Annotated in this window: 23 protein-coding genes and 1 tRNA gene; 9 read left to right on the top strand and 15 right to left on the bottom strand. The window is 28.9% G+C overall.

Annotation, left to right across the window (positions count from 1 at the left end; translation table 11 throughout):
* The 5 genes from pgeF (at nt 1) to TOPB45_RS05910 (ending at nt 4,008) form a co-directional block, all read left to right on the top strand.
* Complete coding sequence (pgeF, locus tag TOPB45_RS05930; protein WP_013909934.1) at nt 1–738, top strand: peptidoglycan editing factor PgeF; 738 nt, start codon at nt 1–3, stop codon at nt 736–738.
* Entirely contained in the window at nt 735–1,985 is a 1,251-nt protein-coding gene (locus TOPB45_RS05925) for a 3-deoxy-D-manno-octulosonic acid transferase (RefSeq protein WP_013909933.1), read from the top strand. The genes pgeF and TOPB45_RS05925 overlap by 4 nt, the downstream gene beginning before the upstream one ends.
* A 61-nt stretch (nt 1,986–2,046) precedes the next feature.
* Nucleotides 2,047–2,140, top strand: a tRNA-Ser gene (locus tag TOPB45_RS05920).
* A gap of 184 nt (nt 2,141–2,324) precedes the next feature.
* Nucleotides 2,325–3,239 (top strand): cation diffusion facilitator family transporter, encoded by a 915-nt coding sequence (locus TOPB45_RS05915; protein ID WP_013909932.1) that lies wholly within the window; start codon nt 2,325–2,327, stop codon nt 3,237–3,239.
* A gap of 4 nt (nt 3,240–3,243) precedes the next feature.
* The gene (locus TOPB45_RS05910) at nt 3,244–4,008 is read left to right on the top strand and encodes a pseudouridine synthase (RefSeq protein WP_013909931.1); all 765 of its coding nucleotides are present in this window, start codon (nt 3,244–3,246) and stop codon (nt 4,006–4,008) included.
* Here TOPB45_RS05910 and TOPB45_RS05905 read toward each other — a convergent pair.
* The 3 genes from TOPB45_RS05905 to TOPB45_RS05895 are packed head-to-tail and all read right to left on the bottom strand — an operon-like array spanning nt 3,954 to nt 5,432.
* On the bottom strand, nt 3,954–4,415 hold the full coding sequence (locus tag TOPB45_RS05905; protein ID WP_013909930.1) for a TIGR00725 family protein: 462 nt from the start codon (nt 4,413–4,415) through the stop codon (nt 3,954–3,956). The two genes, TOPB45_RS05910 and TOPB45_RS05905, sit on opposite strands and share 55 nt — an antisense overlap.
* Nucleotides 4,399–5,064: a protein-L-isoaspartate(D-aspartate) O-methyltransferase gene (locus TOPB45_RS05900; RefSeq protein WP_013909929.1), complete on the bottom strand. Its 666-nt coding sequence runs from the start codon at nt 5,062–5,064 to the stop codon at nt 4,399–4,401. The genes TOPB45_RS05905 and TOPB45_RS05900 overlap by 17 nt, the downstream gene beginning before the upstream one ends.
* Before the next feature lie 8 nt (nt 5,065–5,072).
* Nucleotides 5,073–5,432: a hypothetical protein gene (locus TOPB45_RS05895; RefSeq protein WP_013909928.1), complete on the bottom strand. Its 360-nt coding sequence runs from the start codon at nt 5,430–5,432 to the stop codon at nt 5,073–5,075.
* A gap of 158 nt (nt 5,433–5,590) precedes the next feature.
* Here TOPB45_RS05895 and TOPB45_RS05890 point away from each other — a divergent pair, with 158 nt between their 5' ends.
* Both TOPB45_RS05890 and phoU read left to right on the top strand, forming a co-directional pair.
* Nucleotides 5,591–6,760, top strand: coding sequence for a TIGR00269 family protein (locus TOPB45_RS05890; RefSeq protein WP_172632670.1), 1,170 nt, complete (start codon nt 5,591–5,593; stop codon nt 6,758–6,760).
* A 27-nt stretch (nt 6,761–6,787) separates the two neighbouring features.
* The gene (gene phoU / locus TOPB45_RS08625) at nt 6,788–8,125 is read left to right on the top strand and encodes a phosphate signaling complex protein PhoU (RefSeq protein ID WP_013909926.1); all 1,338 of its coding nucleotides are present in this window, start codon (nt 6,788–6,790) and stop codon (nt 8,123–8,125) included.
* A gap of 1 nt (nt 8,126) precedes the next feature.
* On the opposite strand, the gene TOPB45_RS05880 is transcribed toward phoU, so the two are convergent.
* The 7 genes from TOPB45_RS05880 to TOPB45_RS05850 form a co-directional block, all read right to left on the bottom strand.
* On the bottom strand, nt 8,127–8,408 hold the full coding sequence (locus TOPB45_RS05880; protein ID WP_013909925.1) for a hypothetical protein: 282 nt from the start codon (nt 8,406–8,408) through the stop codon (nt 8,127–8,129).
* Nucleotides 8,409–8,508: 100 nt separating this feature from the next.
* A complete protein-coding gene (lepB, locus tag TOPB45_RS05875) occupies nt 8,509–9,120 on the bottom strand; it encodes a signal peptidase I (protein ID WP_013909924.1) in 612 nt (203 codons plus the stop codon).
* Between the two features lie 20 nt (nt 9,121–9,140).
* On the bottom strand, nt 9,141–10,931 hold the full coding sequence (gene lepA / locus TOPB45_RS05870; protein WP_041430669.1) for a translation elongation factor 4: 1,791 nt from the start codon (nt 10,929–10,931) through the stop codon (nt 9,141–9,143).
* Nucleotides 10,932–10,984: 53 nt separating this feature from the next.
* Nucleotides 10,985–11,791 (bottom strand): ABC transporter permease, encoded by an 807-nt coding sequence (locus TOPB45_RS05865; protein ID WP_013909922.1) that lies wholly within the window; start codon nt 11,789–11,791, stop codon nt 10,985–10,987.
* Between the two features lie 4 nt (nt 11,792–11,795).
* Nucleotides 11,796–12,515 (bottom strand): ABC transporter ATP-binding protein, encoded by a 720-nt coding sequence (locus tag TOPB45_RS05860; protein ID WP_013909921.1) that lies wholly within the window; start codon nt 12,513–12,515, stop codon nt 11,796–11,798.
* 34 nt (nt 12,516–12,549) lie between these two features.
* Nucleotides 12,550–12,762: a hypothetical protein gene (locus tag TOPB45_RS05855; protein WP_013909920.1), complete on the bottom strand. Its 213-nt coding sequence runs from the start codon at nt 12,760–12,762 to the stop codon at nt 12,550–12,552.
* Between the two features lie 72 nt (nt 12,763–12,834).
* On the bottom strand, nt 12,835–14,130 hold the full coding sequence (locus tag TOPB45_RS05850; RefSeq protein ID WP_013909919.1) for a cytochrome c biogenesis protein ResB: 1,296 nt from the start codon (nt 14,128–14,130) through the stop codon (nt 12,835–12,837).
* A 155-nt stretch (nt 14,131–14,285) separates the two neighbouring features.
* Between TOPB45_RS05850 and ligA the strand changes: the two genes are divergently transcribed.
* Nucleotides 14,286–16,346, top strand: coding sequence for an NAD-dependent DNA ligase LigA (gene ligA, locus TOPB45_RS05845; RefSeq protein WP_013909918.1), 2,061 nt, complete (start codon nt 14,286–14,288; stop codon nt 16,344–16,346).
* A gap of 2 nt (nt 16,347–16,348) precedes the next feature.
* On the opposite strand, the gene trpS is transcribed toward ligA, so the two are convergent.
* The gene (gene trpS / locus TOPB45_RS05840) at nt 16,349–17,344 is read right to left on the bottom strand and encodes a tryptophan--tRNA ligase (protein WP_013909917.1); all 996 of its coding nucleotides are present in this window, start codon (nt 17,342–17,344) and stop codon (nt 16,349–16,351) included.
* A gap of 97 nt (nt 17,345–17,441) precedes the next feature.
* Between trpS and TOPB45_RS05835 the strand changes: the two genes are divergently transcribed.
* Entirely contained in the window at nt 17,442–17,720 is a 279-nt protein-coding gene (locus TOPB45_RS05835; protein ID WP_013909916.1) for a hypothetical protein, read from the top strand.
* Nucleotides 17,721–17,760: 40 nt separating this feature from the next.
* Here the strand turns inward: TOPB45_RS05835 and TOPB45_RS05830 are convergent, their stop codons facing one another.
* The 4 genes from TOPB45_RS05830 to TOPB45_RS05815 all read right to left on the bottom strand — a co-directional run bounded on the left by TOPB45_RS05830 (nt 17,761) and on the right by TOPB45_RS05815 (nt 22,268).
* Nucleotides 17,761–18,150, bottom strand: a complete 390-nt coding sequence (locus TOPB45_RS05830; RefSeq protein ID WP_013909915.1) for a class III cytochrome C family protein — start codon at nt 18,148–18,150, stop codon at nt 17,761–17,763.
* Nucleotides 18,151–18,186: 36 nt separating this feature from the next.
* The gene (locus TOPB45_RS05825; protein WP_013909914.1) at nt 18,187–18,819 is read right to left on the bottom strand and encodes a cytochrome b/b6 domain-containing protein; all 633 of its coding nucleotides are present in this window, start codon (nt 18,817–18,819) and stop codon (nt 18,187–18,189) included.
* Between the two features lies 1 nt (nt 18,820).
* Nucleotides 18,821–21,532, bottom strand: coding sequence for a hypothetical protein (locus tag TOPB45_RS05820; protein WP_013909913.1), 2,712 nt, complete (start codon nt 21,530–21,532; stop codon nt 18,821–18,823).
* 184 nt (nt 21,533–21,716) lie between these two features.
* Nucleotides 21,717–22,268, bottom strand: a complete 552-nt coding sequence (locus TOPB45_RS05815; protein ID WP_013909912.1) for an archaemetzincin family Zn-dependent metalloprotease — start codon at nt 22,266–22,268, stop codon at nt 21,717–21,719.
* Nucleotides 22,269–22,284 lie beyond the last annotated feature (16 nt).

The following is a 22,284-nucleotide window of genomic DNA, read 5'->3' as shown; positions in this document are numbered from 1 at the left end:
ATGAAAAATTTATTATGTGTTTTCAAAAATTTATTTAACACTGAATTTATATTTCCACCAATTTTTAAAGATATTTCTGTTTTTGGTGTTTTTTCCCAAAAATTGCCCTACCCTTTTAATTTTAATTCTTTAAATGCCTTAAATTCATTTAAAATTTTTTTTCCTAAACAAATCCATAGCACTCAGATAATCAAATTAGAAGAAAATTTATTTTCTAACACTTCTTTATCCCTTTTTGAAATTGAAGGAGATGCTGTATATACATTTGATAAAAATATTTTTTTGGGTATAAGAACTGCAGATTGTGTCCCTATTTTAATAACCAGCAAAAACGCTGATTTTGTAGCTTCTGTGCATGCAGGATGGAGAGGATCTGTAAATAAAATTTTATTTAAATTTTTACAAAAAATTATAGACTTAGGTATTAAATCTGAGAATATTTTAATTGCTATGGGACCTCATATTAAAGTTTGTTGTTATGAAGTAGGGGATGAGGTAATTGAAATGATAAGAAAAAATTTTGAAAATCCAGAAAGGTTCATTTTCTTTAAAAACAAAAAAATTTTCCTTGATTTGGAAAATTTAAATTATTATCAAGCTTTAGAATGTTTGATTCCTAAAAGTAATATTTGGATTTCAAAAGATTGTACCTATTGTTTAAAAGATAAATATTGGTCTCAAAGATATCATAGAGAGAAAAGAAGCTTTCAAATTGCACTAATAGGAATTTTAAAATGATTTTTCAACTTTACACCTTTTTATATTACTTAGTTAATGGATTTTTTTTACCTAAGGAATTTTTTAAAAGACCTTCTCAATTAAGAAAAAAATGGCTTAAAGATAAATTAGCTCTTTTTACCAAAACAGATTTTATTTCGCAAAGGAAAGTTGTTTGGATACATGCTGTTTCTGTAGGAGAAGTGATTGCTATCTCAAGTTTAATAAAAAGTTTGGCTAAGGAATATGATATCCTTCTTAGTACTATTACTGATACTGGAAATCAAGTTGCTTCTCAAAGATTTAAAGATCTTCCAGTTAAAATCATTTATCTTCCCTTAGATTGCCCTTTTGCTATAAAAAGGACTTTAAGAACTTTTAATCCATCTGCTTTACTTATTGCAGAAACTGAAATTTGGCCTAATTTGATTTTAATCTCTTCAAAAAAAATACCTGTATTTTTAATAAATGCAAGAATTAGTGATAAATCCTTCAGAAGATATAAAAAAATAAAGTTTTTCTTGAAGCCAATTTTAAGCAGTTTTTCTTTAATAGCTGTTCAAGATGAAAAATATAAAAATAGGTTTAAAGATTTAGGAGCTCCTGAAGACAAAATTGTAGTTACTGGAAATACTAAATTTGATATAGAAATACCTTACATTTCCTTTTTATGGGAAAATTTAGTTCCTCGTCCTATTATTGTAGCTGGAAGTACCCACTTTCCAGAAGAAAAATTAATTACTGAAACATTTTTAAAAATTCCTATTCCTTCTTCTCTTTTCATTGTTCCAAGACATCCAGAAAGATATAAAGAAGTAGAAAGGATTATAAATTCTATGATTGATGAAAAAAATGAAATAGGTTTTTACAAATTAAGCGAATTACCTTTAGATATGAGAAGCTATTTTAAAATTATTATTTTAGTAGATCGGATGGGAATTTTAGGGTCCCTTTATAGAATAGCTGATATTGCTATTATTGGGGGAAGTTTTATTCCTCATGGAGGGCAAAATCCTTTAGAAGCTATTTATTGGAAAAAACCTGTAATTTTTGGACCCTCTATGGAAAATTTCCCTTTTATAGAAGAGTTTTTAGAAAGAGGTGCTTGTTTACAGACAGAAAAAGAAGAATTAAAAGATTTATTGGAAGATTTGCTCAAAAATCCTGATAAAAGAATTGAATTAGGCGAAAAAGCTTATCAGATTTTAAAGCAAAAAACTGGAGCTACAGAAAAAATTTTAAATTTGCTCAAGAGCTATTTAAAATAGATAACTTCTTAGTATTGCAAAATTAAAATCAGGTCTTAAAATTAGTAAAAAGTACTAAATTGGAGGAGTGCCCGAGTGGACGAAGGGGTGCGACTGGAAATCGCATGTACGGGCTAAAACCCGTACCGCGGGTTCGAATCCCGCCTCCTCCGCCATATAAACTTAATGTTTAATATAACCCTAAAAGAACTACTTGCTCCTTTAGAACCTAATTGTGCTGGAGAAACAACAATCAGGATTGATCTCTATACAAGAAAAAATTTCTTAAGTTTTATTAAAAACATCCAGGCAACAGTGGAAAAAAACTGAATATTTTGCAAATCTAAAAGGGTAGTTTAAATGAACAGTAATATTTCTACTTTTAAATCAAAAGCTATAAGGTTAACTCTTTTAAGTTTCTTTATAAGCATCTTAATTTTTGTATTTAAACTAACTGCTTTTTTTATAACCAAATCCGTAGCTATCTATTCTGATGCTATGGAATCAATAATTAATATTATTTCTGCCTTCATAGCATTTTTGGGAAGTAAGATTGCTTTAAAACCACCAGATGAAAAATATCCCTATGGTTACACAAAATTAGAGTATTTTATATCTATAATTGAAGCCTTTTTTATTTTATTTGCTTCAATTTCTATATTATGGAAAGTTTATCAACAAATTTTAAATCCTAGACCCTTTATAAATTTAAACATAGGTGTTTTTTTAATTTTGATTACTATAGTTTTAAATTCATTTCTTTCCTATTACATACATAGACAGGGTAAAATTGAAAATTCTCCTATTTTAATCTCTCATGCTTCCCATCTTTTTACAGATGTTTTAACTACAGCAGGAGTAATAATAGGAGTTTATATCGCTCATTTTTCTAAACTTTTGGTATTAGATTCTATAATTGGATTGATAATAGGTATTAATATCCTTTATTTGGGATATAGAATCATTAAAAATTCAATCACTGCTTTACTTGATATAAGTTTACCCAAAGAAAAAATAGATTCCATTCAAAGGATTATAGAAAATACCATAAAAAATTCCTCTTACGGAACTTATATTATACATGATATCCACGATTTTAAAACAAGAAGAGCTGGAAGGAAAGGATTTGTAGAATTTCATCTTACAGTTTCAGGAGACATGCCTGTAAGAGAAGCTCACAATTTATGTGATGAACTTGAAAAGAAGATTATAGAAAAATTCCCTGAACTTTCAGTAACTATTCATATAGAACCTGAAGAAGAAAAGAAGAAATAATTTTATGAGATTAAATAAATTTTTGTCTTTTTGTGGAATTGCTTCTCGCAGAAAAGCTGAAAATCTTATATTATCAGGAAAAGTCTCTATAAATGGTAAAATTGTAAAAGATTTAAGTTATAAAGTTGATCCAAAAAAGGATAAAGTATTTGTAGAGGGCAAACTTATTACACCTCCTCCAAAAGTTTATTATCTTTTTTATAAACCTAAAGGAATTCTTACTTCTTTATATGATCCCCACCATAAAGAAACCATTAAACCTTTTTTAGATAAATTACCCTTTAGAGTATTTCCTGTAGGAAGACTTGATAAACATAGTGAAGGATTGATTTTGCTTACAAATGATGGTGAACTTGCTAATCTTCTTTTACACCCTCGCTATGAAGTAAAAAGAGTTTATAAAGTTTGGGTATCTCCTAAACTTGAGGAAGAAAAAATTGAAAGATTGATCAAATCTGGAGTTATAATAGAAAACAAATTAATAAAACCCCTAAGTTTTGATCTTTTAAGAGCAAATGAAGATAAATGGATTTACCAAATAACAGTTAAAGAGGGAATAAAAAGAGAGGTAAGAAAAATAATAAATTATTTAGGAGGAAAAGTATATAGATTAGTGAGGGTTAAATTTGGACCTCTCTCTTTAGGAAATTTAAAACCAGGAGAAATAAGACCTCTTTCAAAAAAAGAATTGAGAAAATTATTCTCTTTTGTTTCTCAACTTAAAAATTCTAAAATTTTAGATAAAACTTCTTCAGCAGAATTAACATAATGAACACCCGGAATATTTTCCCAGGTCTTAAGTCCTATAACAGGTTTCCACATCTTTAAAGCTAAGGCAATTTCAGATAAGGTGCCATATCCTCCTGCGATTGCAACTACCATTTCTACAGATCTTATCAAAATTACATTTCTTGCATGTCCCATATCAGTTAAAACGAGAATTTTTACATAGGGATTAGCGTCTTCAGCTTTATGACCAGGTAAAATTCCAACTGTTATTCCTCCTGCTTCAAAGGCACCCTTTGAAGCAGCCTCCATGACTCCTCCCAGTCCTCCTGTATAAATAATTGCTCCTTTTTCTGCAAGTAATTTTCCTACTTTATAAGCTAATTCATAAATTTCTTTATTTACTATCCCAGATCCTATAATCCCTATTCTTTTATTCTTTAAATCCATAAGCGCCTACTAATTTTACGAATCTAACAGGTTCTAAAGTTTCTGTATATAGTTTCCCTCCCTTTTTTATTCCTTTTATTAATACTTGAGAATAAACATCCCCTACAGGAATTACTATTCTCCCCCCTTCTATCAGTTGTTCTATAAGAGGTGGGGGAATTTGAGGAGCAGCTGCGGTAACAATTATTGCATCAAAAGGTGCTACTTCCTTCCATCCTAAGCTTCCATCTCCTAATTTAAAAGAAATATTTTTATAACCAAGATTTAAAAGTATCTTTTTTGCTTTTTCAAGTAAAGTAGAATACTTTTCTATGGTATAAACCCAAAATGCCAATTCAGCTAAAATAGCAGTTTGATATCCTGATCCTGTACCGACTTCTAAAACCCTTTCATTTCCCTTCAATTCTAAAGCTTCTGTCATAACAGCTACTATGTAAGGTTGTGAAATAGTTTGTCCTTCACCTATAGGAAGCGGAAAATCTCCATAAGCTTGATCTCTCAATGCTTCATCTACAAATAAATGCCGAGGTACTTTAAGCATAGCCTCCAAAACCCGCTCATCTTTTATACCACGAGCTTTAATCTGAGTTTCTACCATTTTTTCTCTTGCAATTCTATATAAATCTTTTTCGGTTTCTGAAAGCTTCATATTATCCCTTATTTTTTCTTTTTAGGAGAAGTAATGGTGTAATAAGTACAATCTATTACCTCTTCTCCTTTTATAGTTATTTTTAAAACTTCTGTATAATCTTCACCTTTATATTCTTTAACTACGGGAACTTTTTCCCAAAAATTTCTAACTCTGTAATAATAATACCATTCTTCTTTTCCATCAGGAAAAGTAAATATTTGTACTGGAGGACCCAAAAATTGCAAAACTTCTGCTTTTGTAGTTTGCTTAGGATGAATTAAAGCAGCTTTAGAGGCTAAATTAGGACCTGGCTTGGTTGCACATCCATAAATAATAATAACAAAACTTATACAGAAAATTAACTTTTTTAAAAATTTTTTATCCATTGTAAATTGGTTTTATTTTACTCTTAAATTACAATAAAAACAAGTAAGATATAATAAAATTCTTCTTTTCACAATAAAATATTTAGGTTAAAATAAAAACCATGAAACATTATAATTGCAAAGAAGAGCTCAAATTAATAATTAAGGATTATCCTTTTTTGTGTAAAATTTGTAAAAAAGAAAAGGCTTTAATAGAAATCCCTTCCCAAAAGATAAAGGTTTGCAAAAACTGTTATAACAATTTCTTTGAAAACAGAATTAAGAAAACTATAGAAAAATACAAAATGATAAAACCACAAGACAAAGTAGGAGTTTTTCTATCAGGTGGAAAAGATAGTTCTACCTTACTTTTTGTATTAAAAAAACTTTATCCAGATATAAATTTACAAGCTATATTTATTAATTTAGGGATAAGATACTATTCTGATAAATTAGAAGATTTGGTTAAAAATTTTTGCAAAAACTTAGAGGTACCTCTTTTTATATATAATTTACCAGAAAAAGAAGGATACAGAATTGATGATTTTATTTTTACCTATTTTAAAGATAAAGTTTGTTCTGCTTGTGGAGCTATAAAAAGGTATCTTTTCTCAAAAATTGCAAAAGAGTTAGAATTAAATGTAATAGCAACAGGACATCATTTAGATGACACAATTTCTGTTATGTTAAATCTATTTTTTCAAGGAGATTTTTTAGGAATTGCAAAATTACAACCCTCTTTACCTCCTCTTTTTCCAAATCAAGTAAAAAAAATTAAACCTTTATATACTACTCCTGAAAAAGAAATTCTTTATTATGCTATTTTAAACGAAATACCTTTTGAAAATTTTAAGTGTCCTCATGCAAATGTAACACCTTCAAAAAAAATCAAAGAGCTCTTAACAAAATTAGAAGATGAAAACAGACAAATAAAATATCAGTTACTTTCAGTTTTTACTAAAAAATTAATTCCTCTCATAAAATCAAATTATAAAGAAGAGGTTTTAAGCTTATGTATTAAATGTGGAGAAATCACAAGTTCTCAAGATAAAATTTGTAGCAGATGTAAAAGAATTGAATTACTTGAAAAAATAGATAATAAAACTTTAGAACTCACAAAAGAAGAATTTGAGGATTATATAAAAAATTTGAATTCAAATTGGGTTCTAATAGATTTAAAAAATAGAGAGAATTTATTAAATGAATCTACAAAAAAACTAAAAAGATTTTTCAAATCTTATAGAGATAAACACATATTTTTAACTGCATCTGAACCAGAAATTGGTTATTTATTTACTTTAAAACTTAGAAAATTAAATTTTAAAGCTTATAATATTAAAACCGTTTAAGATTAAAATTTATAGGAGGTTTTTTATATGACAAGAATTGCTTTAGAAAAGGAATTACAAATTCTAAAAAATCTTTTATCAGATATGGCAAAAATTGTAGATGAAATGGTAAATGGTGCTATTTTAGCTATAGATAAATTAAATCCTGAATTAGCTAAAAAGGTTGTAGAATTTGATGATCAAGTAGATTATTACGAAAATATGGTGTCTCAAACTGCATTAGAAGTTATTGCTTTACAACAACCAGTAGCAAAAGATTTAAGATTTATAATTACTGCTATAGATATAGCAAAAAATTTAGAAAGAATAGCAGATCAATCTGTAAACATTGCCTATAGAGTGCTTGATATATATAATACAAGAAAAAAAACTATCCCTCAGTGTCAAGTAACTATTATAGAAATGGCTAATGAGGCTCTTTATATGTTAGAGTCTGCTATAAATGCTTTTATAACTGAAGATGTTAAAAAAGCTTATTCTGTAATTGAATATGATGATATAGTAGATAGGTTTCAAAGGGATAACATTGAACAGATAAAGGATTGCATGAAAGGAAATCCTGAACTTCTTGATATTGGAATTGATTATATAATAGTAGTTCAAAATTTAGAAAGAGTTGGAGATCTTGCTACTAATATTGCTGAAGGAGTAATTTTTACAGTAGAAGGGAAAAGTCCTAAAATTGAAATTGAAAAAATAAGAGAAATAAAAGAAGTAGTCTTAAAAGAGTTTCCTGTTTTTGATTTATTAAAAAATCACGCCCATCTTGTTCTTGAATGTGCTGAAAGACTTTCCCTTGCTTTAGAAGCTTATAATAAAAAAGATTTTGTAAAACTTGAAGAAATTGCTAAACATATTTTTGAAATAGAAAAAGAAGCAGATCAAATGAAAAGAAACATAAGAGGACATCTTCCCAAGGGAATTATTCTTCCAGTAGAGAGATTTGAACTATTCTTATATTTAAAAGAACAAGATGCTATTGCTGATGTAGCAGAAGAAATTCTTAATTGGCTATCTTTTAAGCATTTAGAAATTCCAGAAACAATTTTTAAAATGATAGAAGAACTTTTATTAAAAAGTATTGAATCTTTGAAATTTTTAGAAGATCTAATTATCTATTCTGCAGATTTCCTTTTGTACAGAAACGAAAATAGTAGAAATGAAGCTAAAGAAATTGTAAGAAATATAAGATACTCACAATATTTAGCAGAAGAATTTGGTAACAAAATTAAAAAAGAAATCTTTTCAAAAATAAATGATCCATTAAATCTTTTTTATACTCTCAAATTGGTTGAATTAATTTTAGGTATTCCACATCATGCAGAAAATACAGCAGATCTAATGAGGGCTATGATTGCTAAATAATTTAACTTTTCAAAGTTTTACATATATCTACAACTAAAATATTAGCTGCTATAGCTCCTAAAATCGCAGGAATAATGTAAATTTGCTTATAGGCTAAACCTTCAAACCAATATCCAAATACAGGACTTCCAAGCCAAGCTCCTATCCAGCTTACTATAACTTTAGATAAAAAAGAGCCCCAACCAGGTATAATATAATACTTTAAGCCAAAATGAATAATTGCTGTTACTATCACAGAAATAATTAATAAAATTAAAAACCCAACAAAATCTATTCCTATCATTTTTGACCTCCTTTAAATAGGATATTATTTAAATAATTATTTTTAAAAATGTTAAATTAGTCAATAAAATAAACACTTAATTAATATTTTTATTAAAAAATTATTGAATCAACTTGCCAATTCGGTTAAATCTAATTTTAAAATCTTGAGAGTCCCATGAAAAGTAGATTATTAAAGCTTTTCCTTTAAGATATTTAACAGGAACAAAACCCCAAAATCTACTATCATAACTTTGGTCTCTATTATCTCCTAATACAAAAATATGTTCAGGTGGCACTTTTATAGGTCCATAATTATCTCTGGGACTTATTTCTTGAGGATAAATTTCTGGATCACTGAACTGAACATAAGGTTCATTTAATAATTTACCATTTACATAAACTTTTTTATTGACAATTTGAACGGTATCTCCTGGAAGACCTATAACTCTTTTAATAAAGTCAAGCTTCTTATTTTGAGGATAGGTAAATACAACAATTTCTTGTCTTTTCGGAAATTTCCAAAAATAAATAAAATCATCTTTAATAGGATTTTTTATACCATAGGCTAATTTATTAACCAATAAATAATCTCCTATAAGAAGAGTAGGGATCATGGAACCAGAAGGTATTTTATAGGCTTGAACTATGAAAGCTCTTATAAAAAGAGCCAAAATTAAGGCAATTAATAAACTCTTAGTCCAATCCCAAAGTTTATTTTTAGAATCTTGCATTTAGACTAACCTCCTTAGAATTATATTTTAAGAACAGCTAAAAATGCTTCTTGAGGAATTTCTACATGACCTATAGCCTTAAGTCTTTTCTTTCCTTCTTTTTGCTTTTCTAAAAGTTTTTTCTTTCTTGTTACATCTCCACCATAACATTTTGCAAGCACATCTTTTCTTAAAGGTGGTATCCTTTCACGGGCTATTACTTTATTTCCTATAGCTGCTTGAATAACTACTTCAAAAAGTTGTCTCGGAATTACTTCTTTTAATTTAGAAGTAAGTTCTCTTCCTCTATAATAAGCTTTATCCCTATGAACAATTAGAGATAAAGTGTCAACAGGTTGCTTATTTATTAATATATCCATTTTAACTAAGTCTCCTGCTCTATAACCAATAAATTGATAATCTAAGGAAGCATAACCTCTTGAATAACTTTTTAGTTTATCATAAAAATCAAGAACAATCTCACTAAAAGGTAACTCATATACCAGAACTACTCTGTCAGGGGTCAAATATTTAATTTCTTTTTGTATACCTCTCTTCTCTTCACAAAGCTTAATAAGAGACCCTATATATTCTCTTGGTGTGTAAATTTCTGCTCTTATATAAGGTTCTAAAACTTCTTCAATTAAAGCTGGATCAGGCCAATGGGCAGGATTTTCTATTTCTATTTCTTTTTTGTTTTTAAGTCTTATTTTATATTTAACTGAAGGTGCAGTAGAAATTAGATTTAATTTAAATTCTCTTTCTAATCTTTCTTGAACAATTTCCATATGAAGAAGCCCTTGAAATCCGCATCTAAATCCAAATCCTAAAGCTGCTGAAGTTTCCAATTCATAAGAAAAGGCTGGATCATTTAGCCACAGTTTTTCTATAGCTTCTTTTAAATTTTCAAAATCATCATTATCAACAGGGAAAATACCTGCAAAAACCACAGGTTTTACCTCTTTGAATCCTGGTAAGGGTTCTACACAAGCATTAGCCTCTGTAATAGTATCCCCAATTTTTGCTTCCCTTACCTCTTTTATTCCTGCAGCAATAAAGCCAACTTCCCCTGCAAATAAACAATCCAAAGTTGCTGCTTCTGGTGCAAAAACTCCGACCTTAGTAATTTCGTAAACTTTACCTGTAGAAAGAAATTTTATTTTTTGTCCTGGATAAATTTTACCATCTACAACCCTTACTAGAACCACTACTCCTAAATAGGGGTCATACCAAGAATCAAAAACTAAAGCTCTCAGAGGGGCTTCTCTTTTTCCTTTAGGAGATGGAATCTTATTAATAATTGCTTCTAAAACCTCTTTTATACCTATTCCAAACTTTGCACTTACCAATAATGCATCTTCTGTAGAAAGCCCTATAATTTCTTCAATCTCTCTTTTTGTTTTTTCAATATCAGCTTGAGGTAAATCTATTTTATTAATTACAGGGATAATTTCTAAATTATTTTCTAAAGCTAAATATACATTAGCAAGAGTTTGGGCTTCTACCCCTTGTGAGGCATCAACTACAAGAAGAGCCCCTTCGCAAGCTGCAAGTGCTCTTGAAACTTCATAAGTAAAATCTACATGCCCTGGTGTATCAATGAGATTTAATTGATAAACTTCTCCATTTTCTCTTTGATAATAAAGTCTCACTGCTTGAGCTTTTATAGTGATTCCTCTTTCTCTTTCAAGCTCTAAACGATCTAAATATTGCTCTCTCATTTCTCTTGCGGAAACAGCTCCTGTAATTTCAAGTAGACGGTCTGCAAGCGTAGATTTACCGTGATCAATATGAGCAATAATACTAAAATTTCTAATCCTTTCTATAGGTATAGGTTTCATAGCAATTTAAAAAATAACAAATCTATTTTAAAAAACAAGGGCTTCTACTCCCCTATTTTAGTAATTTTTCCTGTTTTTTTAGCAAAATTAAAGGCAATCACAAATGTTCCTGCACTTAAAAGAAAATATATAAAAACTAAAATATAGGCTTTTACAATAAAAATATAGGGGGTATAACCCTTTAAAAGAATTTGTCTAAAAGTTTCAAAAATATAAGATGTAGGAACAATCTTTGCGATAGATTGAAAATTTTCTGGTAACACTTCTATTGGATAAAATACTGCTGAAAAAGGTAGAAATAAAAGTGCTAATGCCCAAGCCAAGATTTCTGCCTCTTGCCCAAAAAAGAGAATAAAAGCCATGGTTAAAAGCCCTATACTCCAAGCAAAAATTATTAAACACCCTGTTAGAAGAAAAACATCTACTCCTTGCATCAAAACTTTGAAATTAAATACAAAAAAAGCAAGAAAAGCCATTAATAAAGAAGCTACAAAAGCTTTAAATAAACTGTATATAAAAAGCCCCATGAGATATTCAAAGATTGTCAAAGGAGATATAAAAATGTGAAGGAGATTCCTTGCCCATATGTCTTCTAAAAAACCAACTGCTAATCCTTGTTGAGCACGAATAAGAATATTCCAAAAAATGAGAGCTCCTAAAAATTGAAATATCCATTTGCTTCCTTGATAGAAACCTCTCTGTAAATAAAGTGTTATAAATCCCCATAAAAATAAATCAACTGTAGGCCAATATAAAAGGTCAATCCACCTGCTTATACTATGTTTTAATAAATATAAATGTCTTAGAACTATTCCCCAAACTCTTTTAGGTCTAAATATGTTTAAATTCATAAACCTAAACAAACACTTTAAAATAAAGTTCTTCTAATGAAGATACTTTAAATTTTTGAAAAAGTTCTGTAATGTTTCCATAAGCAAGGGTTTTTCCTTCCTTTATCAAAAGTGCCTTAGTAATTATTTTTTCTAACTCTCCTAATTGATGAGAAGTAAGGATTATAGAAAGATTTCTTTTTTGAGAAAATTCTTTAAACAAATCTCTTATATATTTTATATATTCCGGATCTAAACCAGCTGTTGGCTCATCTAAAAGCAAAATAGACGGATCATTTAAAAAAGCTCTCACTAAATTAAGTCTCATCATCTCTCCTGAAGAGAGTGCTCTGGTAAGAATTTTCTTTTTATCAAAAAGTTTAAAAATTTTAAGAAGCTCATCTATTTTTTTATTGACTTCTGAAATCTCATATAAATGGGCAAAAATTTTTAAATTTTCTTCTACTGTAAGAGAATAAGGTAAACTTATATATTGGGACGCAAAACTCACTTTATAAAGAATCTCGCTTCTATTTTTAGAAAAATCTTTTCCAAAGTAATATATTTTTCCTGAATCTGGAGAAACAATACCTAAAAGAGTGTAAAGTAAGGTGCTTTTTCCTGCTCCATTAGGACCTATTATGCCAAGAATATCTGATGGATATAATTCAAAGGAGATTTTATCTAATACTACTTTTTCTCTATATTTTTTAATTAAATTCTCTACTTTTAAAATAGGAAACATCAAAGAAGATTTTTTTGAGAAAGAAAAATTGATTTTAAGAGATTTTTGCTTTTTCTAATCTTGCTAAGGCTTCTTCTAAACTCATTATACCTTTTGCTACAGCATAAGCTACATAGGAATATACTCTGGGATCATAACCTTCTGGTCTTGGAAAGAGCCCTTTTGCACGAAGTTTTGCAAGTTTAGCTCTTCTTCTCCTTCTTCTTTCAATTTCTCTTTCTCTTTCTCTCTTTTTATGTCTTGCCATTCTAACCTCCAGATATAACTAAACATCCTCAAATATAAATTTTTTTAAGTGTTTGTCAAGATCTTTCTTAAATTATAAAAAACTTTTAATTTGTTTCCCAATTTCTTCAAGTTTCAATCTTAAAGTGTCTCTCTCTCTTTTTGCATAGGCTCCCATATTTAAAATAATTCTATCTTTCTCTGGAATTAAAATTATCCAAAAAGTTTTAGGTTCAAAAAAGTAAACTCCTAATAGCCCTATTATTATTAAAGTAAAACCTGTATAAACTACAGGAACACCAGGGTCTCTTTTTACTTGAAGCCCTGAAACATAAGTAATTTTTTCTACATTTTCTAAAAATATCTGCAATCTATCTTTATCTACAGGAATGTTAAAATGAGGAAACCCTTGTATTATAATACCAGGAATTTGTTGACCAGTTTCAGAATCAAAAAAGATAATTTTAGCATAAATTAATCCATGAGCAGAACCAAAATCATTTAAAGCAATAGTATATCTATCATCAATAGAAACTGGGGAAAAAGAACTTAGGGTATAAAATCTGTCTTCTCCTTTATATCTTACTTTAATTTTAAATTCAGGAATAGTATCATAATTTGCTTGGTAAAAAGTTAATCCCTTATATTTAAAGGGAGAATTAACCTTTATAAGAGCATCTATTGTATGGTTCCCGTCTATTACGGTAACATTTGAAATATATTCTTTTGGAGTTCCATCAGGATAAAATTCTATAGTAAATTTATTAAGTTTTATAGAAAAATCTAAAAATATAGGTTCTTTGCTTTTAAATGGTGAAACTGTATTAGAAGTTTGTCCTTCTATTATCCACATATTTCCTCTATATCCCCAAATTGCTCCTATTAAAGCACCTATTATTACTATTATTATGGAGAAATGGACCAAATAAACAGAAAGATGTGCCCATCTATTAAGATCTTTATAAAATAAAATCTTTCCATTAAAATCTTTTTCAGCTTTTTTAAATTTTAATTTGTTATAGATAAAATTTTCAATCTCTAAAAGGCTACTCTTTAAAGTAATTTGGTATTTATAGGGTAAATTTTCTAAGTTAATTTCTAAAGGATTTTTTTTATAGAGTTTCCAACTAATAGGAAATCTTTTAATAGAACAGGCTATTAAATTTGCTAAGAAAAAAAATAAAGTCCCTACATACCACCAAGAACGATACGCATCATCAAGTTTTAAAAAAAGAATAATTTTCCCTAAGGATGGGCCATATTTCATAAGATAAAATTGAGAAGGTTCTCCTTGTGGAATAATTGTTCCGAAAATAGAAATAAAAGCTAAAATTAAAAATAAAATAATGGCAAGTTTTGCTGAACTGAGAAAATCCCAAAGCTTACTCATAAAAAAACCTTCCTTTGAAAAAATTTTAAATATTATAGAAGCTTTATAAAAATTAGCAAGACATTTTCGTTAAATTTGAAAATTTTATTTGAAGTTCCCATTTTTGAAGTAAAATTTAAAAAAGGACTTTTATAACTTAAGCAAAGGAGGGTTATATGCCTGAAGAAGCAAAAGAAAAAAGAGAAATTCCTCAGGAAATAATTGAAAAGGTTAAAAAATTAAGAGAAGAGATTGAATATCATAATTACAGATATTATGTTCTTGATTCTCCTGTTATTTCTGATGCTGAATATGATGCTCTAATGCGAGAATTAAGAAGATTAGAAGAAATGTATCCAGAATTAATTACACCTGATTCTCCAACCCAAAGAATTGGTTTTAAACCTGCAGAGGGATTTAAAGAGGTACCTCATGCAGAGCCAATGCTTTCTTTAGATGATGCTATGAATGAGGAAGAAGTTATTGAATTTGATAAAAGAATTAAAAGATTTTTGGGACTACCTGAAGAAACTCCTATAGAGTATACTGTTGAGCCCAAAATAGATGGTCTTGCAGTAGAACTTGTTTATGAAAATGGGAGTTTATCAATAGGGGCAACAAGAGGAGATGGATATGTTGGAGAAGATGTTACCAATAATATCAAAACTATCCCTACTGTTCCTCTAAGATTAAGAAAATTTACTGAAGATGCACCAGATATTCCTCCTCGTATTGATGTAAGAGGAGAAGTATATATGAATAAAGATGAATTTAAAAGAATAAATGAAGAAAGAATTCGCAAAGGAGAACTTCCTTTTGCCAACCCTCGTAATGCCGCAGCAGGATCTTTAAGACAACTTGATCCCTCAATTACAGCAAAAAGAAAACTTGATATTTTTTATTACGGAGTGGGAAAGGTTGAAGGATATAAATTTAAAACTCAATGGGAAATATTACAAACTCTTCCTAAATGGGGATTAAAAGTTAACCCTTATGTAAAATTAGTGAAAGATATAAAAGAAGCTATCAACTATCATCATCATATAGAAAGAATAAGAGATACTTTACCTTATGAAATAGATGGAGTGGTAATAAAGGTTAATGATCTTTCTCTCTGGGAAAAATTAGGAACTAAGGCTCGTTCACCAAGATATGCTCTTGCTTATAAATTTCAACCTACCCAAGTAACTACTCAACTTTTAGATGTAGTTTTTCAGGTAGGAAGAACAGGTGCTATTACTCCTGTTGCGGTATTAAAACCTGTTCAAATAGGTGGAGTTATTGTTGAAAGAGCAACCCTTCATAATGAAGATTTTATTAAAAATTTAGATATTAGAATAGGTGATTGGGTACTTGTCCAAAGAGCAGGAGAAGTTATACCAGAAATAGTAATGCCTATTAAAGAAAGAAGAACTGGCCAAGAAAAGGAAATAATATTTCCTACTCACTGCCCCATTTGTGGAACAAAACTCATTAAAAAACCAGAAGAAGCTATTTGGAGATGCCCTAACAAAAATTGCTATGCTCAAGCAGTAAGAAAAATTCTTCATTTTGCAAGTAGAAATGCTATGAATATAGAAGGGCTTGGAGAGAAAGTAGCAAGAGATCTTGTAGATAGAGGTCTGGTTCAAAACGTGGCAGATCTTTATTATTTAAAATGGGAAGATTTTATGAAACTTCCAGGTTTTGCTTACAAAAAAGCTAAAAATCTTTATGAGGCTATACAAAAAAGTAAAAAAACTACTTTGGGAAGATTTATCTATGCTCTTGGAATAAGACATGTAGGAGAGGCTATGGCACAAATGCTTGCTGAAAAATTTAAAAGCCTTGATAAATTGATGAATGCTTCTATGTCTGATTTGTTAAGTATCCCTGGAGTAGGTTATGAAGTAGCTAAATCAATAGTTGAATTTTTCAAAAATGAAGAAAATCGCAAAATGATTCAAAGAATGCTTGATGCAGGGGTTACTTTTGTTGAAGAAGAAAAAGAAGAAAAACCTAAAATTCTTGAGGGGCTAACCTTTGTCTTTACTGGAACCTTAAAATCTATGACCAGAGACGAAGCAAAAGAAATAGTAAGAGAGCTTGGAGGGAAAACCACAGATTCAGTTTCTAAAAATGTTGACTATGTTGTAGCAGGAGATAATCCTGGATCTAAATATCAAAGAGCTTTACAGCTTGGTGTTAAAATAATTAATGAAGAAGAATTTTTAAAATTAATTGGTAAAGCAAAATAACTTTAAATTATTTTTTTCCTGAAAATAATAATATTTACTTCTTCTACAGTTTGATGAGCTATTTCTCTTGCTGTCTCTATACCTTTATATAACATTTCTTTCCAATCTTCTTTTTCTACTTCCAACCTTTTATCCCAAATTTTTTCAAGCTCAAATATTATTCTTTCTGCCAATCTTTTTTTACACTCAACACATCCTAAAACTGCATTTTTACAATCTCTTATAATTTCTTTTATTTCTTCATCACTATAGTAAAGTTTTATTAAGTTAAAAGCAACACAACGATTTTCAGGATCTCCTGGATCACTTTTTTTAATTCTTTGTGTATCTGTAACATAGTTCATTACTTTCTCTCTAACTACTTCTGGTGGATCATTTAAAAATATAGCATTTCTATAACTTTTACTCATTTTTCTTCCATCAATACCTGGAATTTTTGAAACTTCAGAAAGTATAGGTTCTGGTTCAGGAAAATAATTCACTTTATAAAGATAGTTAAATCTTCTTGCAATCTCCCTTGTTAACTCTAAATGAGGAACTTGATCAATACCTACAGGAACTTTTTGTGCTTTATAAATAAGAATATCTGCAGCTTGAAGAACAGGATATCCTAAAAATCCATAAGTATTTAAATCTTTATTTTGGATATTTTGAAGCATTTCTTTATAAGATGGATTTCTCTCAAGCCATGGAACTGGAACAAACATACTAAATAATAAATGAAGTTCGGCATGCTCCTTAATTGCTGATTGAATAAAAAGAGTGCTTTTTTGGGGAGAAAGACCAACCGATAACCACTCTAAAAATAATTCTTTAGAAAATTCAGAAATATTTTCAGGATTTTCATATTCAGTTGTTAATGCGTGCCAATCAGCAATAAAATAAAAACAATCATATTTTTCTTGTAATTCTAACCAATTTTTTAAAACTCCATGAAGATGACCAAGATGTAAAGGCCCAGTAGGTCTCATCCCACTTAAAACTCTAATTTTAGACATTTTTCCAAAAACCCTTTCCAAAATTATTGCAATTTCTATGAAATTTTATAAAATATCACAAATTTAAAAATTTTAAACCAATTTTGAGGGATAAAAAATGCAATGCGAAAGATTAAAAAACTTAATTAGAGATTGGTATCAAGAGGTAAGAAATTTCACCCTTTCCCCTATAAAAATGATGGAATTAATAAATAAACACATTAAAGCCTGTGAAATCTGTCAAAAGGACGAAGATCTTCCTTTAGAACTTGACCAATTAAGAGAAATTATAAGAGTTCCTTACACGCTTCCTTTAACTGAGGAAACTAAATCAGAATTAGAAGAAGAATATTTATACGAAGAAGAAATTGTAGAAGAATCAGAAGAGGAATATTAAATTTTAAAATTCAGGGGGGTTATAACCCCCCCTCTGAATTTTATTTTTTATGACATTCGTTACACTTAGTTGGTGCAGCTTTTCCTTGCTCTGCATTAACTTTTTGATGACAATCTATACAATTTTTATGATAAGCTAACATATTTTTAGGTGCATTGGGAGCTTTTTCTGTTCCACCTGTTAACCCATGACAGACTGAACATTTTAGAGCCCCTTTTGTTGGATCCTCTTCTTTATGATGACATACCTTACAATCTACTTTGTAATCCTTAGTATGCTTTTCATGAGAAAATTTAACCCCTGCCATTTTTGCGCCTTCTACTATTATTTCTACTTCAGTAGGGGGTGTAGCTTGCTGAGCTAATAAAACAGTTCCTCCCAACATAAAAGATCCGCTAATAATACCAATTAATAATTTTTTAACTTTCATACCCCTTCACCTCCTTTAGTAGATTTTTTTATATTTTTAATGTTCTTCAGGTTCTTCTTCATATCCTGTAATCATAGCAATAAAATGAGCCCAAAATGTATGTCCTAAAGTGGCTAAATAAAAATGAATTATAATAAAAGCACTAAAAAATATCCACAATCCTACATGAATTAAGGATACTATTTGAATTCCTCCTAAAATATTTGCTAAAAATTTAAATTTCACAGGATCCCAGAGTACAAGTCCTGTAAGAAGCTGTAAAGGAATACATATTATCATAATAAAAAAGTAAGCAACTTGTTGTAAAGGGTTAAATTTATTTTCAGGAGTTGGATGATGAGGGTTCTTATCCCCTACCATTATTCCATATCCATAATATTTGGCTTGACGAAGGGCTCTTTTGATAAATTCAATAGGTTTCCAGAAGGGAGGTAAATAAATTTTAAAAAATTTCAAAGTTGCAAAATAATAAACAAACCAAATAAGATAATTGGCAATTAAGATGAATCCTAACCAACTATGTATTTTTACTGCAGTTTGAAAGGACATAAAAGTCATTTTATCTCCTAATCTTATCTGAAGCCCTGTAATAATAAGTATTATAAAACTAATAGCATTTATCCAATGCCAAATCCTAACAGGAAGAGGATGCAAATAAATTTTTTTCATTTTATCCTCCTCTTCTTTTTCTTCTAATTGGTGTAGTAATTAATCTTAAGAAAATATGTCCACCAGCTACACCAGCTCCAGCAATTAAAGCAATTACAAAAAGTATATCTAAAATATTTATTTTAGTCAATCCCAAAACATAGAAATCTTTAATATTAGGTATAGCATAAACTGAATTCACTACATTTTTCTCTAAATTAAATTTTTCTGGTTTTTCTCCCTCTTTATTAAATTCTAATTTTCCTACAAATTGAGCTTCTGGATTATGACAAAAAGCGCAATCCTTTACAGCACCTTGCTTAGTAAGTATCTTGTGAGCATCATTTCCGTTGACTACATCTAATCTTCCTTTAAATTGAACCTTTTCTTTATCTTTAAAATTCTTTAAAAATTGATAAAGTTCTTCTTTTTGTATTATATTATCTTTATTACTATCAAGTTTTGATTTTATTTCTTCTACACTCCAATTTGTAAGTTTAGATATTTCTTCTAAAGTTAAAGGTTTATTTTCAGAAGTAATTAAAGTTAATACTATAGCCTTTTCACCAGATATATGACAAGTTGTACAAGTGCTTCCAGCAAAATGAACATCAACGAAACTTTCTAATTTAAATGGAGGATTATATAACCATTTATTATGAGATTTTTTCACATCTTTATGACACTTAATACAAGCTTCATTTAATTTAGCTATATTAGTAGGCAATACTTTATGTGCATTGTGACAACTTGAACAGACAGGAGCATCTTTTTTACCTTCTTCATAAGCTTTATAATGAATACTTTCCTTAAAACTTTTATCTTCTTTATCATGACATCTTATACAAGTTTCATATCTTAGTGCCAAATTGGAAGTAATTTTAGCTACGTTATGATATCCATGACATTTTAAACAATCTGGAGCTTCCCTATTTCCTTTTAAGATTGCCTTAGCATGTATACTATTATTATATTCTAAAGTTTCATTTTTATGGCAATTAGCACATATTTCTTGAGCTTTACTTCTATAATCAGCAATAGATTTAAAGCTTCTTATAGGATGAGTTTTAGTAGAGAAACCAATGTGACACTGAGAACATTTTAAATCTTTATGAGCTGAAGCCAAAATTTGTTTTTCATCTACTTTTACTGATAAAATCTCTCCATTTTCCATTTTTTTAACTAAACTTAAAGAGTGACAATTCATACAGTATTTATTTTCTGGAACTCCTGCTGGAACTTTTAAAGATTTCACATTATGATAGCCATGACAATCTATACAAGAAGCTGTTTTAGCAATTGCATAGTGAGCAGGATTTTTCTTTAGCTCTTCATCAGTATGACAGGTTTGACAAATGCTTCTTGAAAGATTTATTGAATATTCTTTTCTGGTTTTAAAATTATAACTTGGGTGTGCCTTTTTTGAAAAATCTTTATGGCAAACTATACATTCAAAGTTTTTATGAACCGATTCTTTAAGTTGAGTTAAATCTACTTTTAAACTAATTTTTTCTTTATTAGGTAAGGTCTTAAATAAATCTAATTTGTGACAGCTCATACAATATTCTTGATATTTAGCCTTTTCTTTCCATTCTCTAAAGGGTTGATTCTTATGATGTCCGTGACAATCTATACAAAGGATTTTTTCCTCTTCTATCAATTTAGCATGTCCTTTGTGTTTAGAAAGAACGTCTTTTGGATGGCATCTAAAACATCCAGCAGTTATTTTTTTAGCATAGGCTTTTTTACTTTCTATACGTATAGGACGCGGATGATTTGAAAAATCTATTCCTTGATGACATACCCAACAACCTACATCTCCGTGAACAGTTTTCTTAAATGCCTCTTTATCTACATAAAGATCCATTTGTTCACCATTTGGAAGAACCTTAGGAAGTCTTCTTACCGAATGACATCTTAAACACTTATCTGTTTCTTTTTTCCACTGAGCCTTTGATTTTACATAATGATTCCCATGACATCCAAAACATACCATTCTATCTTCTTTGAGAAATCCTTTATGGATAGGAGATAATGTATTTAAGGGATGACAGTTTAAACAATTTTTGAAAATCTTTTTAGCATATTCTTGTTTAGATGATATTTCTACAGGTTGAGGATGATTAGAAGGATCTACATCTTTATGACAGAAAAGACAACCTATTTTACCATGGACAGAATTTAAAAATTTCTCTTTATTTACATAAAGATACATTTTTTCTCCACTTGGAAGATCTTTAGATAAATCTTCTACAGAATGACAATCCAAACATTTATCTGCATCTTTGGCTAATTCTTTCATAGGTTTAATATAATGAGAACCATGACACTCTATACAAGATATTTTACCCTCTTTAAGAATATTTTTATGAATTGGTGATAAACCATCTTCCGGATGGCAATTGGCACAACTTTGAGAAACTTTTTTAGCATATTCTAATTTACTTGATATCTTCATAGGTCTTGGATGGGTGGCTAGATTGATATCACTATGACAATCTGTACAACTAAGACTCCCATGAACAGAATTTAAAAATCCTGTTTTATCTATATAAAGGTCCATCTTCTCCCCATTAGGAAGAACCTTAGGAAGTCTCTTCACTGAATGACATTTTAAACAGTTATTCTCACTTTTTGCAAAAGTAAGATTCTCAGAAAAAATATAGAAGCTTGTAAAAATAAATAAAAATACTACTATCCCAAAAATATAAAAAATTTTATTATTTAATTTCATCCTCGCCCCCTTTCAAAGATTAATAAATCTTTACTATTTTCACCAAGTTAATAAAATCTTATAAGAACTCAATTTTTTGTCAAGAATAATAAAGTTAAAATTTTACTTTTTTTAATAAATAAAGCTTAATTTTGAGCAATTTTTTTTATAATTTATCTAATTTCTTACAAATTTTTAGCTTTTTTTATTTTTGAAACCTTAATCTTGTATAAACTTTTAATATATTTTTACAACCTATACATAGAGCTTTTTCTTTTCTATCAGTATCTAAAATAGAATTAGAAAAAGCCATTACACATTTAGGATTTTCACAATGAATAAGATAAAAAAGGTGTCCCAATTCATGAGTAGCTTCTTTTAAAACCCTTTCTAAAAATAATTTTTCATTAGGTTTTTGCCCATAAAATTCAGGTTTAAGTCTTGTTAGAGAAATTATTCCAATTCCTGATCTCAAATCTGCCTGACCAAAAATAAAATTTAAACCAGAAGCATAAAGATCAACATCTACAACAAGTAGCCATTTTTCCTTAGGGTCCTTCTTTAATTTTCTTGCTTCTCCAATTATAATATCTGCTAAATATTGATTTCTTTTGAAATTATAAGCCTTAGAAATATCCAAGGGAAGATAAGCAATATCAAGTTCTGAAAAATAAGTTTTTTCAAGATGTTCCTTTAATTTTTCAAGATGTTCATCTTTTAAGGCACAAAAAATAAATTTAATAGAAATTTTATTCATTTTTTGAAAAATTTTA

Origin of the sequence: Thermodesulfobacterium geofontis OPF15, assembly GCF_000215975.1 — a bacterium.
GTDB lineage: Bacteria > Desulfobacterota > Thermodesulfobacteria > Thermodesulfobacteriales > Thermodesulfobacteriaceae > Thermodesulfobacterium > Thermodesulfobacterium geofontis.
This window is presented reverse-complemented; position numbering and strand designations above follow the sequence as displayed.